Origin of the sequence: Helcococcus sp. KG196, from assembly GCF_046035495.1 — a bacterium.
In the GTDB taxonomy this organism is placed as follows: Bacteria; Bacillota; Clostridia; order Tissierellales; family Peptoniphilaceae; genus Helcococcus; species Helcococcus ovis.
The window spans coordinates 26250-40667 of the sequence record NZ_JBFNFI010000018.1; the positions used below are offsets into that span (position 1 = coordinate 26250).

At 29.1% G+C, this 14418-nt stretch carries 15 protein-coding genes; 12 read left to right on the forward strand and 3 right to left on the reverse strand.

Annotated elements, in window-relative coordinates:
* Positions 1-12: 12 nt before the first annotated feature.
* The 4 genes from atpG to holA all read left to right on the forward strand — a co-directional run bounded on the left by atpG (position 13) and on the right by holA (position 3810).
* Complete coding sequence (gene atpG / locus ABGF45_RS07360) at positions 13-876, forward strand: ATP synthase F1 subunit gamma (protein ID WP_408112695.1); 864 nt, start codon at positions 13-15, stop codon at positions 874-876.
* Positions 877-892: 16 nt separating this feature from the next.
* Complete coding sequence (gene atpD, locus ABGF45_RS07365) at positions 893-2290, forward strand: F0F1 ATP synthase subunit beta (protein ID WP_134711940.1); 1398 nt, start codon at positions 893-895, stop codon at positions 2288-2290.
* A gap of 8 nt (positions 2291-2298) precedes the next feature.
* On the forward strand, positions 2299-2700 hold the full coding sequence (locus tag ABGF45_RS07370; RefSeq protein ID WP_134711928.1) for a F0F1 ATP synthase subunit epsilon: 402 nt from the start codon (positions 2299-2301) through the stop codon (positions 2698-2700).
* A gap of 81 nt (positions 2701-2781) precedes the next feature.
* The gene (gene holA / locus ABGF45_RS07375) at positions 2782-3810 is read left to right on the forward strand and encodes a DNA polymerase III subunit delta (protein ID WP_134711929.1); all 1029 of its coding nucleotides are present in this window, start codon (positions 2782-2784) and stop codon (positions 3808-3810) included.
* Between the two features lie 89 nt (positions 3811-3899).
* Here the strand turns inward: holA and rpsT are convergent, their stop codons facing one another.
* Complete coding sequence (gene rpsT / locus ABGF45_RS07380) at positions 3900-4166, reverse strand: 30S ribosomal protein S20 (protein WP_134711930.1); 267 nt, start codon at positions 4164-4166, stop codon at positions 3900-3902.
* Between the two features lie 151 nt (positions 4167-4317).
* On the opposite strand from rpsT, the gene lepB (ABGF45_RS07385) reads away from it, so the two are divergent.
* Genes lepB (ABGF45_RS07385) through ABGF45_RS07400 form a run of 4 tightly spaced genes read left to right on the forward strand, consistent with a single transcriptional unit; the run spans position 4318 to position 8345 of the window.
* Positions 4318-4941, forward strand: coding sequence for a signal peptidase I (gene lepB / locus ABGF45_RS07385; protein WP_245151240.1), 624 nt, complete (start codon positions 4318-4320; stop codon positions 4939-4941).
* A gap of 2 nt (positions 4942-4943) precedes the next feature.
* Entirely contained in the window at positions 4944-5495 is a 552-nt protein-coding gene (gene lepB, locus ABGF45_RS07390) for a signal peptidase I (RefSeq protein WP_167554116.1), read from the forward strand.
* 2 nt (positions 5496-5497) lie between these two features.
* The gene (gene lepA, locus ABGF45_RS07395; RefSeq protein ID WP_134711932.1) at positions 5498-7315 is read left to right on the forward strand and encodes a translation elongation factor 4; all 1818 of its coding nucleotides are present in this window, start codon (positions 5498-5500) and stop codon (positions 7313-7315) included.
* The gene (locus ABGF45_RS07400; protein ID WP_167554117.1) at positions 7305-8345 is read left to right on the forward strand and encodes a hypothetical protein; all 1041 of its coding nucleotides are present in this window, start codon (positions 7305-7307) and stop codon (positions 8343-8345) included. The genes lepA and ABGF45_RS07400 overlap by 11 nt, the downstream gene beginning before the upstream one ends.
* Before the next feature lie 144 nt (positions 8346-8489).
* On the opposite strand, the gene ABGF45_RS07405 is transcribed toward ABGF45_RS07400, so the two are convergent.
* Both ABGF45_RS07405 and ABGF45_RS07410 read right to left on the reverse strand, forming a co-directional pair.
* On the reverse strand, positions 8490-8900 hold the full coding sequence (locus tag ABGF45_RS07405) for a hypothetical protein (protein WP_134768849.1): 411 nt from the start codon (positions 8898-8900) through the stop codon (positions 8490-8492).
* On the reverse strand, positions 8897-9337 hold the full coding sequence (locus tag ABGF45_RS07410; protein WP_134744230.1) for a hypothetical protein: 441 nt from the start codon (positions 9335-9337) through the stop codon (positions 8897-8899). Before ABGF45_RS07410 ends, ABGF45_RS07405 begins: the two co-directional genes overlap by 4 nt.
* Before the next feature lie 255 nt (positions 9338-9592).
* Here ABGF45_RS07410 and hrcA point away from each other — a divergent pair, with 255 nt between their 5' ends.
* Genes hrcA through dnaJ form a run of 4 tightly spaced genes read left to right on the forward strand, consistent with a single transcriptional unit; the run spans position 9593 to position 14206 of the window.
* A complete protein-coding gene (gene hrcA, locus ABGF45_RS07415) occupies positions 9593-10612 on the forward strand; it encodes a heat-inducible transcriptional repressor HrcA (protein ID WP_134744229.1) in 1020 nt (339 codons plus the stop codon).
* A 2-nt stretch (positions 10613-10614) separates the two neighbouring features.
* A complete protein-coding gene (gene grpE / locus ABGF45_RS07420; RefSeq protein WP_134744228.1) occupies positions 10615-11154 on the forward strand; it encodes a nucleotide exchange factor GrpE in 540 nt (179 codons plus the stop codon).
* A gap of 57 nt (positions 11155-11211) precedes the next feature.
* Positions 11212-13035 (forward strand): molecular chaperone DnaK, encoded by a 1824-nt coding sequence (dnaK, locus tag ABGF45_RS07425; protein WP_134711938.1) that lies wholly within the window; start codon positions 11212-11214, stop codon positions 13033-13035.
* A gap of 55 nt (positions 13036-13090) precedes the next feature.
* Positions 13091-14206: a molecular chaperone DnaJ gene (gene dnaJ, locus ABGF45_RS07430; protein ID WP_134711939.1), complete on the forward strand. Its 1116-nt coding sequence runs from the start codon at positions 13091-13093 to the stop codon at positions 14204-14206.
* Positions 14207-14418 lie beyond the last annotated feature (212 nt).

Here is a 14418-nt window from a genome sequence, read left to right on the forward strand (position 1 = left end):
AAAGAGGAAAAAATGGCACAAAGTACAAAAGATATTAAGAGAAGAATTCAAGGTATCGGAAGCATAATGCAAATTACAAATGCCATGGAATTAGTTGCATCAGCTAAGTTAAGAAAGTCAAGGGAAAGATTGGAAATCACTAAACCGTATTTTGAAACAGTGTTTGAAAATATAAATGATATATTAGCTGCTACTTCAGCTAATTCTTCATTAATGGAGAAAAGAGAAGTTAAAAATAGAGCAGTTATTTTGGTTTCAAGTGATAAGGGGCTTGCTGGAGGATATAATATAAATGCTGTAAATAAGGCATTAGAATATGTAAAAAATAGTGATGCTGAAAATACTGTAATTTATACTACAGGTATAAGATCTATAGAATTGTTAAAAAGAAAAGGATTTGATGTAAATAAGGATTTTACACATATTGATAATGATCCGATTATAGAAGATGCATCAGCTATGGGATCATTTTTTGTAAATAAATATATAGAAAAAGTTTATGATGAAGTAGTTATTGTTTATACAAAATTTGATTCTATGGTGTCATTTGTACCTAAGATTATAAAATTATTGCCTGCTACAGGATTTGAAGCCGAAGGGAAAAAAAGCATTAAAAAATTTGATTTTGATTTTGAACCATCTGTTTCTACAGTCTTAACTCAAATGATTAAACAATATGTAAATGTAACAATTTACGGCTGTTTGTTGGAATCATCTGCTTCAGAACAAGCATCAAGACGTACAGCTATGGAAAATGCAACTTCTAATGGAGAAGATTTACTTGAAAATTTACAATTAGAATTTAATAGAGCAAGACAAGCATCAATTACTCAGGAAATATCTGAAATAGTTGGTGGAGCAAATGCTCTTAACTAAGAAGAAAGGAATAAATATGGCGAATGAAAATATAGGTAAAGTAGTCCAAGTTATAGGACCTGTACTTGATATTAAGTTTTCTTTAGGTAACTTGCCTAATTTATTAAATGCCATTGAAATTAAAAATAAAGATAAAACAATTATTGCTGAAGTTTCGCAACATATTGGTGATGATGTAGTTAGATGTATAGCTATGACATCTACTGATGGATTGGTTAGAGGAGATAAAGCTGTCGACACAGGTGGTCCGATATCAGTCCCGGTTGGTAATGCGACTTTAGGAAGACTTTTCAATGTGCTAGGTGAAACTATAGATAATGAAGCTGGATTGGAAAAAGTTGAAAAAGCTCCAATACATAGAAAAGCTCCGGTTTTTGAAGACTTATCACCTTCAACAGAAATATTTGAAACGGGAATTAAGGTTATTGACCTTATGGCTCCATATGCAAAAGGTGGTAAGGTTGGATTATTTGGTGGTGCCGGTGTAGGAAAAACTGTTTTAATTCAAGAATTAATAAATAATATAGCAAAAGAACACGGTGGATTGTCTGTATTTGCCGGGGTTGGAGAAAGAACAAGAGAAGGTAATGACCTTTACTACGAAATGAAGGAATCAGGAGTTATTGATAAGACATCTCTAGTATTTGGGCAAATGAATGAACCTCCGGGAGCTAGAATGAGAGTAGCTTTAACTGGTTTAACAATGGCTGAATATTTTAGAGATAAACAAAATCAAGATGTGCTATTATTTATAGACAATATCTTTAGATTTACACAAGCAGGTTCTGAAGTTTCAGCACTTTTAGGTCGTATGCCATCTGCTGTAGGTTATCAACCTACATTAGCTTCAGAAATGGGAGCTTTACAAGAAAGAATTACATCAACAAAAACAGGTTCCATTACATCCGTTCAAGCTGTTTACGTGCCTGCGGATGACTTAACAGACCCTGCTCCAGCTACAACATTCTCACACTTAGATGCTACAACAGTATTATCCAGATCAATTTCGGAATTGGGTATTTACCCGGCTGTAGATCCTCTAGATTCAACATCTAGAATTTTATCAGAAGATATTGTTGGGAAAAGACATTATGAATGTGCTAGAAAAGTTCAAGAAACATTACAAAGATATAAAGATTTACAAGATATCATCTCAATCTTAGGTATGGATGAGTTATCTGAAGATGATAAGATCACAGTTGCTAGAGCAAGAAGAGTACAAAGATTCTTATCACAACCATTCTTTGTAGCTGAACAATTTACAGGCTTAAATGGTAAATATGTACCAATTGAAGAAACTATAAGAGGATTTGAAGAAATTCTAGAAGGTAAGCATGATGACTTGCCGGAAGGAGCATTTCTATTTGTTGGGACAATAGATGAAGCGGTGGAAAAAGCTAAAACTATGGAATAGGAGGAGCTATGGAAAATTTACATTTAAAAATAGTTACTCCGGATAGATTGTTTTATGATGATGGCATTGATATGTTGATAGCTAGAGGCTTAAACGGAGATTTTGCAATTTTGAAAAATCATGTTCCGTTAATTGCATCGTTAGATATAAGAGCATTAAAAATTAAAATTAATGGAGAGTTTAGATATGCTGCTATTGCTGGGGGATATTTAACTTATAAAAATAATGAAATTACAATAATGTCAGATGCTTGTGAATGGACAGAAGAAATTGATAAAAATAGAGCACTAGAAGCTAAAGAAAGGGCTGAAAGACGTATTAAGGAAGCAAAAGAATCATCCGATATAGATAAAGCGGAAATTTCTTTGAAAAAAGCATTAAATAGATTAAATGTTAAAGATAATTATTAAAATGGAATAACTGTTGCAAAATAACACTACCAGTTATTAAGCAACAGCTATTTTTTATGTTAAAACACTTTTGAGGTAGTCATGAATTATATAGATTTGTTAAATAACATAGATAAAAATAATTTAAAAAATATAAACTTATTACAAGTGGAAGATAAATATTTTCTTGATTTGAGCTTAAAAACATTGAAAAATGATTTTATTGGAAATGATTTTTTAGATTTTAATTATGAAAAAGTTGATTTTCAAACATTAGAGAAAGAAAAATTTCAAACTATGGTTGAAACTCTTCCTTTAATGTCTGATAGAAGATTGGTTGTTATAGATAATTGTGATTTCAACAAAGATTCATTAAAAAAATATGAAGAATTACTAAATTACATTTCATCTTTTTTTGAAAAATTCAATACTATGACATATTTATTTTTTGTTTATAATTCAGATAAGTTATTTAAGGGGAAATTTGTAAAGCAAATAGAAAAATTTGGACATATATATTGTTTTTCAAGGTTAGATCAAAAAAATTTTGTTAGCTTTGTAAGGAAATTTTTTATTAATAATGGCGTTAGTATTGATATTAACTCTATTAGATTAATAACGGAAAGACTTAGATATTTAGATAGAGATTCTAAAAAGACATTGTTTGAAGTGGAAAATGAATTATCAAAACTTTTAAATAATATAAAGAGTAAATCTCCAACATATGATGAAATAGAAGAAAGTATAATTGATACTTTTGAGGAAAAAATATTTGGTTTATTAGATTATATGAGTAGTAAAGATTTGAAAAAATCGTTATATTCATATAGCACGATGAAAAACGAAGATCAAATGATGATTTATTACATGATAATACGCCAAGTTAGAAATATGATTTGTGTAAAAGACTGTTATGATAAGCGATTAAATATTCAAACAGGTCAGTCTTATTGTAATTTATCGCCATTTGAATATAAAAAGCTTGATAAATTAGTGAGAAATTATGAATTAAAGGATTTATTATTGCTTCATGATCTTTGTTTTAAGAGTGAGAGAAATTTTAAAACTTCAAAAAGGAAAATCGAAGATATAATTGAAAGGTTAATATTAGAATTTTGTATGAAAAAATAGTGAATGTAGAATATGTTTACTATTTTTTATTTTAAAATTAAAAAAGATGCACATAGGCACCTTTTATAAATTCAATATTAATTTATTAACTAAGCTTTAGCTTTACCTAATTTTGAGCTTAATTTACTTAATCTTCTTGAAGCAGCGTTTTTATGTAAAACACTCTTTGATACAGCTTTTTTTAATTTTTTATCTAAAACTTTTAATAAGTTTGTTGCATCTTCTAATCTACTTTCTTCAACAGCTAAATCAAATTTTTTAGTTAAAGTTTTTAATTCGCTTTTTTTAGCTCTATTTTTTAATGTTTGTCTTTTAGTAACATCAATTCTTTTTATTGCTGATTTAATATTTGCCATATAGTCACCTCCCGTAAATAATCTATTTCGATAACATCAATAAGTATATCAAAATGTTGTATTTAAATCAAGAAAAATATTATTTATACTTTAGAAAATTTTATTAAAATGATATAATATATATTATCGAAAAAATAGAAAGAGGTTAATTATGTCTGAAAATAAACGTCAAGAGTTAGAAGATAATCAAGAAAAAGTTAAAGATATTAATGAATTAAATAATGAAGAAAAAAATACAGATTATAATGAGAAAAAAGAAAATAAAACAAGTATAATTATGGAATGGGCCAGAGCGATATTAATAGCTATAATTTTAGCATTTTTAATTAAAACATTTATATTTGAACCGACCAGAATATCCGGAAGTTCAATGCTAAATACTCTTCATGATAATGATAGAGTTTTGGTAAATAAAATTACGATGAAGTTTAGCCCAATTAAAAGAAAAGATATTATTGTAATGAAGTTTGATGAAAATAAGGATTATATTAAAAGAATTATAGGATTACCCGGAGAATATATTCAAATAATTGATGGTAAAGTATATATAAACGGTAAAGTTTATGAAGAACCATATATAAATCAACAATATACAGAAACAATAAATGGATTCGAGTGGAAATTAGGTCACAACCAATATTTTGTAATGGGTGATAATAGGCTTCCAAATGGAAGTACTGATTCAAGAGTTTTTGGACCGATTGAACTTGATAGAATAAAGGGGGTTGCAAACTTTAGATTTTATCCATTTAGTGGATTTGGTTTGCTTAAATAGTTTTGGAAGATATATTATTATTAAAAAAAATTAAGCGAAAAAAGAAAAATAGAAAAAAGATTATTAATGTACTAAAGATTTTAGCTATAGTTATTTTAGTTGCTATATTTTTAGCTTTTGTTATTGATAAATTATTGTTCTCCATAGTATCAATAGAAGGAGATTCAATGCAAAGAACACTTTATCAAGGGGATAAAGTGTTAATTAAAAAAATAGGTATAGATATTAAAGATTTAAATCATGATGATATTATTTCTTTCAAGGGAAATGATGAAAAAAATTATATTAAAAGAGTTATAGGTATACCTGGAGATGTTATAGAGATTGTTAACGGTAAAGTTTTTATTAATGGAGTTCAAAAAATAGAAGGTTACATTAAAGGAACGGAAACATTGGTATACAACCAAAATAAATGGTTTGTTACGGATAATGAAGTATTTGTTTTGGGGGATAATAGGTTAAAAGATATGTCTAAGGATTCTAGAATTATGGGAAATGTTAATATAAAAAGTATTAACGGAAAGGTTATTCATAATTTTAGTTCAGAAAGGTAAATATGAAAGATAACAAAGAATTTATAAGAAATTTTTCGATCATAGCTCATATTGATCATGGGAAATCAACATTAGCTGATAGATTGATTGAAGAGACCGGTGCGGTTACAAAAAGAGAGATGAGTGATAGATTGCTTGATAGTATGGAATTAGAAAAAGAAAGAGGGATTACTATTAAGTTAAAAGCAATTAAAATTTTTTATGAAGCTAAGGATGGGCATAAATATACATTAAATTTAATTGATACACCGGGACACGTAGATTTTAATTATGAAGTTTCAAGATCTTTGGCGGCATGTGAGGGAGCTTTACTAATTGTTGATGCGACTCAGGGGGTAGAAGCACAGACATTGGCAAATACATATTTGGCCATGGATCAAGATTTAGAAATAGTTCCTGTAATTAATAAGATAGATTTACCATCTGCTCGTATTGAGGAAGTAAAAGAAGAGATAGAAGATATATTAGCTATAGATACTGAAGGGGTTCCGTGTGTTTCTGCAAAAGAAGGATTAAACATAGGAGATGTGTTAGAAGCTATTGTTCAAAGAATTCCGGCTCCAACAGGAGATGATAATGCTCCATTAAAGGCTTTGATTTTTGATTCATATTATGACTCTTATAGAGGGGTTGTAATGTATGTTAGAGTTAAGGAGGGCAAGATATTTCCGGGGCAACAAATAAAGATGATGTCTACAGGAGCTAAATTTGATGTAACGGAAGTTGGTTACTCAATGAAAGGTGAATATAAGACAGATGCTATATCTGCGGGGGATGTAGGTTACGTGGTTGCTTCAATTAAAGATATTAAACAAGCTCAAGTAGGGGATACGGTTACAGACTTAAATAATCCGGCTGCTGAACCGCTTCCGGGTTATAAAAAAGCAATTCCAATGGTTTACTCAGGATTATATCCGGCAGAAGGTGAATCATATAATAATATTAGAGATGCTTTGGAAAAATTAAAAGTAAATGATGCTTCTTTAGATTTTGAAGCTGAAACATCTGCGGCTTTGGGGTACGGATTTAGAACTGGTTTCCTTGGACTTTTGCACATGGAAATCATTCAAGAAAGATTGGATAGAGAATTTGATTTAGATATTATAGCAACTGCTCCATCAGTAATTTACAGGGTTCACATGAATAGTGGAGAAGTTAAAGATATTCAAAATCCTACAGATTTCCCACATGAAACACTTATTGACTATGTAGAGGAACCATTAGTAGAAGCTCATATCATGACTCCTGAATCATATATAGGGGCTATTATGGAATTATGTCAGGAAAGAAGGGGCGTGTTTAAGGATATGACTTATCTTGACAAATACAGAGTTCAAATAAACTACGTTTTACCACTTAATGAGGTAATTTATGATTTCTTTGATGCGTTAAAGTCTAAAACAAGGGGATATGCATCATTTGATTATGAATTCTTAAAATATGAAAAATCTGATTTAGTAAAGCTAGATATTTTGTTAAATGGAGAAAGTGTTGATGCTTTATCTATAATTGTTCATAGGGACAAAGCTTATGAAAGAGGGAGAAAAATAGCAAGTAAGCTAAAGGATGAAATACCGAAACATCAATTTGTAATTCCTGTTCAGGCTGCAATAGGACAAAAAGTTATTGCTAGAGAAACTGTTAGAGCTTACAGAAAAGACGTTATCGCTAAGTGTTATGGCGGAGATATATCACGTAAGAGAAAACTTCTGGAAAAACAAAAAGAAGGTAAGAAGCGTATGAGAGCTGTTGGTAAAGTACAAGTGCCACAAGAAGCATTTTTATCGGTTCTAAAATATGATGAGGGCGATGAAAAATAAAAATATAGGACTATATATACACATCCCATTTAGAAATGAAGAAGTAAATTATTTACAGACTAATTCCTATTATGGGATGAATTTGTATGAAAAAGAATATTTTGATAATTTACATAAAGAAATGAAGATTAGGAATATCCAAAACTATAATATTGATTCCGTATATATTGGCGGAGGAGACCCATCTTGTATATATTCTGATTTTATAACATCCTTATTAAATAGTATGAAACTAGAAAAAAATAGTGAAATTACTATTGAAATTAATCCATATTGTGAATTATCAAAAATAAAAAATTACATTGACTGTGGAGTTAATAGATTTTCAATAAAAGTATTCCCTTTTAAGAATGAAAAATGGGATATTTTAATAAAAAATATTTTAGAGATGATAGAATATATAAACAATAAAGGTGTTTATAACATTAACTTAGATATTTATTTTGCTTATAAAAATCAAATTACTGAATTAAACTTCTTAAAATTAGTTGATATACCTCATCTTTCTTTTTACTCTCTAAATGATGGATATTTAAACGATATAGAAGAGGAAGAATTGTCAGTTATTCAAAATTTTATAAAAAAAATGGACTATATTCATTATGAAATTAATCACTATTGTAAAAAAGGATATGAATCTAAACACAATTATAAGTATTGGAATTTAGATGAATATATAGGTATCGGACTTGGGGCTAGTAGTTTTATTAAAGGGGTATTATATAAAAATGAATTAGAATTTGAAAAGTATTTTGATAAAATTAATTTGGAAGAAATCCCTTGCTATGAAAAAGATCTTTTAGATGGTGAAAAATTAGAAAAAACATATATAATTTTAAAAATGGGAACTAAAGAGGGGATAGATACTAAAGAATATAAAGAAAAATTTAATATCGATTTTGAGCTTAAGTATGCTGAAACTTTGAAAAAATTTATATCTAATATGATTATAGAAAAACATCTAGATAATTATAGATTTACAGATAAAGGGATGTATTTATCAAATGAGTTTTTTATAGACGTTTTGTAAATATGGTACCCACTCTTAAAATTCATTAATTATCAATAGTCTATATCTTGTTTAATTTTTTATTAAAAAAAATAGTGAAAGTGAATTTTATCCACCGACACTATTTAATATCCCATTTCTTAATATTTTTAATATAGGTAAGGATTAATCCTTGTTTAAATTTTCTATAATATAATCAATAACTAAAAAACTAAAGAATACTCTGCTTATAAAAATAGCATCATTTAAGAATTTCACAAAATCCTTTTTGTTATCAGAAAAGATTAATGGTATCAATGATGTTCCAATATATGAAAATAGCAAAAGTGCTATTGTAATGAAAATTGACGCACCGAATATTTTTAATATATTAAATTCTTTATATGCTACTTTAATAAAAAATATACTGTTTAATAGAGAAAATATGTAAATTATAATTATGTTCTTATATACTAAAGTGATATCAATAGTTGAAAATATAAAATTTAATCCTTCTGCTAATACATAAGTTGAAAAATATAATATTACAAAAAATATTATATTTTTTATAGTTATTTTTTTTAAGTATTTAATCATAATATACAACCATAAGCTGAATCGTAAAGTAACTTAACGGCATAAGCATAATTTACTCCGGGTATAATTTTCGCTAAATGATTTGCAAGAGCTTTTTTGCCATATTTAATTAATATCGCACGAGAACCCTTTAATATAGCATTAAAGCTTAAATCACCTATTATATTTCGTTTAATATTATTAAATACGCAATCTAAAAACTTTGTTATAGGGTCATCTCTTTTATCATTACCTGAATCGGGATTTGAACAATTACAATATGGATAACATGGATCTCCAGGAAAACATGTTCTTCTGATACCGACACTAAATAATCTTTCTAACTTAACATTGTTTAGATCATATATATTGGATATCTTCCAATATGCTCCATTATCATAATATGTAAACGAATCCGGGATATCTTCTATTTTATTGGCGTTTACATTTGTTATCATTACTGAATTGAATATAAATAATATTGAAAATAAAATTATAAAAATGTTTTTTGTGAATATTTTTCATATAACCTCCTAAATAATATATGACTTCGTTTTCAAATTTATTATATATGTATATATACATATTGTCAAGTTTTTCTCAATCTCATAGTATTTAAAACTTGACATTTTAAAAATATGGTATATAATATAGTTAGCACTCGGGGTTAGTGAGTGATAACAAAAAATGAAATTTGAAGGAAGAGGATCAATATGGATGATAGAAAGATTAAAATATTAAATTCAATAATAAAGTCATATATTGATTCAAAAGAGCCGGTAGGTTCAAGATTACTTTCTAAGGATAGTAATATAGGAGTTAGTGCTGCGACCATACGAAATGAAATGAGCGATTTGGAAGAACTTGGATATTTGGAAAAATTACATACCTCATCAGGGAGAATTCCTTCTAATAGTGGATATAGACTTTATGTAGATGCGTTGTTATCAGACGAAATTCCATTTGAGTTAGGACCCAGACAAATTTTTGATATGAGTAATATGAAAGATTCGTCAGAATTTGATAATGTAATTAGAAATGCAACTAAGATGTTATCAGCTATCACAAACTATACTGCTTTAGCAATGTTGCCTGAAATGTCAAAAATATATTTGAAATATATAAATGTTGTATTTTTGGGGCCTAAAGATTTGGTTATTATATATATTTATAACTCAAAAGAAGTTATAAGTGATAGCATACGATTGAAAAGTCCTGTTGATAAAAATACAATTGACCTTATAAATAGTTTACTGACATCGACTTTATTGGATTTGAATCATAAAAATATGATAGAGGCATTACATTCACAAGTTTATGAAGTTTTAAGAGAAAGGCATTCCGTGTTAAATGAGATTATACCGGTTATCGAAAAGACAACCTTTGAAAATTCTCAGGCAAGGATGATTTATGAAGGACTTGGAAACTTGTTTGTTTACAATAATGATTTAATAGAAAATAATCAAAATCTTTTAAATTTTATAAAAGAAGATAATCCTTTACTTGAAGTTTTATCTGATAATATGGATACGGATTTACAAGTATATATTGGAGATGAATTAGGAATAAAGGAATTCGAAAAATTTAGTGTAATAACTATTACATTTAGAAATAGTGATGGTATCAAAGGTAAGCTTGGAGTTTTAGGACCAAATAGTATGAAATATGATAAAGTAATTGCAGATTTGGTATTGGTAAGTAAGTATATAAATGGATATATTGAAAGAAGGTAGTGATGGATGAAAAAGAAAAGATAGAAGATATAAATGATAAAACAAAAGACGTTGTAGAAGAGAAAAATGAAGAAATAGTTAAAGAAAACTCTGAAGAAATCACTAAAGATACTGAACAGGTAAATGAACAATTTGAAAAATTAAAAGATTCATTTGCAAGATTACAAGCAGATTTCACAAATTATAAACGTAGACAAGAAAAAGAAAAATCGGATATATATAAATATGCTTCAGAAGGTTTAGTTATTAAACTACTTTCTGTAATGGATAATTTTGATAGAGCATTGAAAGGTGCTGATGAAGAAGACACATTAACAAAAGGAATTGTAATGATTAAATCTGAGTTGGAAAATATTCTTACTCAAGAAGGAGTTGAAGAAATAGTATCCGATAATGAAAAATTTGATGCAAACTTACATCATGCAGTATTTATGGAAGAAAATGATGAAGTTGAATCAGAACACATCATTGAAACATTCCAAAAGGGATATAAATTAAAAGATAAAGTAATAAGACCGGCGATGGTGAAAGTAAGTAAGTGAGTTATTTAGAAAAATGTATAAGTGTAAATTATAGTATTAAACAAAAAGGAGAAAATTATGGGAAAAATTATAGGTATTGACTTAGGTACAACAAACTCAGCAGTAGCAGTAATGGAAGGTGGACAAGCTACAATAATTCCTAATGCTGATGGAGATAGAACTACACCTTCAGTAGTAGCATTTACAAAAGACGGAGAAAGATTAGTTGGTAAAACAGCTAAAAGACAAGCAATCATGAACCCTGAAAAAACAATTTCATCAATTAAGAGAGAAATGGGTACAGATTATAAAGTAAAAATCGATGATAAATCATATTCACCAGAAGAAATTTCTGCAATGATTTTACAAAAAATTAAAGCAGATGTTGAAGCATATTTAGGTGAAACTGTAACAGAAGCAGTTATTACTGTTCCGGCATATTTTACAAATGAGCAAAGACAAGCAACTAAAGATGCTGGGAAAATAGCAGGTTTAGAAGTTAAGAGAATTGTTAATGAACCAACAGCAGCTGCATTATCATACGGAATGCAAAAAGAAAATAATGATATGAAAATAATGGTATTCGACTTAGGTGGTGGTACATTTGACGTATCTATCTTGGAAGTAGACGACGGAGTTATAGACGTATTGGCAACAAGAGGTAATAACAGACTTGGTGGGGATGATTTTGATAACAGATTGATGAATTATATTGCTTCAGAATTTAAGAGAGAAAATGGTGTGGATTTATTACAAGATCCAACATCAGCACAAAGATTGAAGGATGCAGCAGAAAATGCTAAAAAAGAATTATCAACTCAAATGAGTGTTCAAATTAATTTACCATTCATCACAGCTATAAATGGTCAACCAGCTCACTTAAATATGGATATTACAAGATCTAAATTTGAAGAACTAATTTCAGACTTGATTGACGAAACATTAATCCCTGTAAAAGATGCTTTAAAAGACGCAGGATTACAAGCTTCAGAAATAGATAAAGTGCTTTTAGTTGGTGGGTCAACAAGAGTTCCTGCTGTAGCAGAGGCGGTAAAGAAATTAACAGGAAAAGCTCCTCAAAAAGATATTAACCCTGATGAGGCTGTTGCTTTAGGTGCAGCTGTACAAGGGGCAATTTTAGCAGGAGATGTAAATGATCTATTATTACTTGATGTTACACCACTTTCATTAGGTATTGAAACAATGGGTAATATTACAACAGTATTGATTGAAAGAAATACAACAATTCCTACAAAGAAATCACAAGTATTTACAACAGCAGCAGATAACCAAACATCAGTAGATATCAAGGTATTACAAGGTGAAAGACAAATGTCTAAAGATAATACAATGATTGGTAATTTCCAATTAACAGATATTCCTGCTGCGCCAAGAGGGGTACCACAAATTGAAGTTACATTTGATATTGATGCAAATGGTATTGTAAATGTATCTGCTAAAGATTTAGGTACAGGTAAAGAACAAAAAATTACAATTACAGCTTCAGCAAATTTAAGTGAAGAAGAAATTAATCAAAGAGTTAAGGATGCAGAAAAATATGCAGACGAAGATAAGAAGAAAAAAGAATTGATTGAAACAAAGAATCAAGGAGAAAGTATTTCTTATCAAGTAGAAAAAACATTAAAAGATCTAGAAGGAAAGATTTCAGATTCTGAAAAAGAAGCAATTAAAGCTAAAAATGAAGAATTAAAGAAAGTTTTAGGTTCTGAAAATGTTGATGAAATCAAAGCTAAAATTGAAGAATTAACTCAAGAGTTAAATAAGATGAGTGAAAAACTTTATGCTCAATCTGGTCAAAAGAGTGAAGCTGGACAACAAAAAAAAGATGATGTTGTTGATGCTGATTATGAAGTGGTTGACGAAAATGAAGAAGGTAAGTAAAATATATAATTAGTAGGAGGGGAGCTTGCTCCCCTTTATTAGTTAAGGTGGTAATATGAATAATCCGTATGAAGTGCTGGGAGTTTCGCAAAGTGCGAGTGCTCAAGAAATAAAAAAAGCGTATAGAAAATTAGCTAAAAAATATCATCCAGATTTAAATGGTGGTAGTGAAGAAGCTCAAGAAAAATTAAAAGAAATTAATGAAGCCTATTCTATACTTGGAGATGAAGAAAACAGAGCTAAGTATGATAGATATGGAGATGCTGCATTTGATCCAAATTCTGGATTTGGTGGTTTTTCAGGAGGAATGGGAGATATATTCTCAGATTTATTTTCTGACTTTTTTGGAGGATCTTCCAGAACAAGACAAAGGGATCCGAATGCTCCTAAAAGAGGCCAAGATATTCAAATTCATGTAAACATATCATTTAGAGAATCTGTCACCGGTGTTGAAAAGGAAGTTTCCTATAGAAAATATCAAAAATGTAATACATGTGAAGGTTCTGGGGCAAAACCCGGTACGTCAAAGAAAACTTGTACTCGTTGTCATGGAACAGGTCAAGTTAGAAGTACTCAATCGACTCCATTTGGTCAATTTTCAACCGTTAACACATGTCCAACATGTAATGGGGCGGGGACAGTTATTGAGGAAAAATGTGAAACTTGTCATGGAGAAGGAAGGGTTCTAAAAACTTCAAAAATCAAGATTAAGATTCCTTCAGGAATTGCAGATGGAAATATGATACCTGTTAGAGGAGAAGGACATGATGGAGAAAATGGAGGACCTTCAGGAGATTTATATATTGCGGTTTCTGTAGAAGAGCATGAAATTTTTAAAAGATATGGTAATGATATATTTTATGAATTACCAATTTCGTTTGTTACAGCAGCTTTAGGGAATGAAATAGATATTCCAACATTAGATGGGACAACTAAATTTGAAATTCCTGCAGGCACACAAAATGATACTAGATTTAAATTAGATAAAGAAGGGATGGTTGATGTAAGAACGGGATATAAAGGAGATTTATATTTTGATGTTAAAGTTATCGTTCCTAAAAAATTAAATGAAAAACAAAAAGAACTACTTCAAGAATTTGCCGAAGTTACCGGTGAAGATGTAAAACCTGAAAAAGGATTTTTTGAAAAGATTAAAGAGTGGTTTGATTAAAAATAAAAGTTTGTTTACGTCACTAGTCCTCGGATTACATCCTGCGGAGGTGTCTAAACAAACTTTTATTTTTATAGATGGAGAATGAATGAAATTTTAAGAAATAAGAAGTTTGTTTACGCTGCTAGTCCTCGGATTATATCCTGTGTGTTAATGTTAACATAAAAATCTTGAAATAGCCCCTTCATAATAAAAAAATGGAAAAAAGCTGA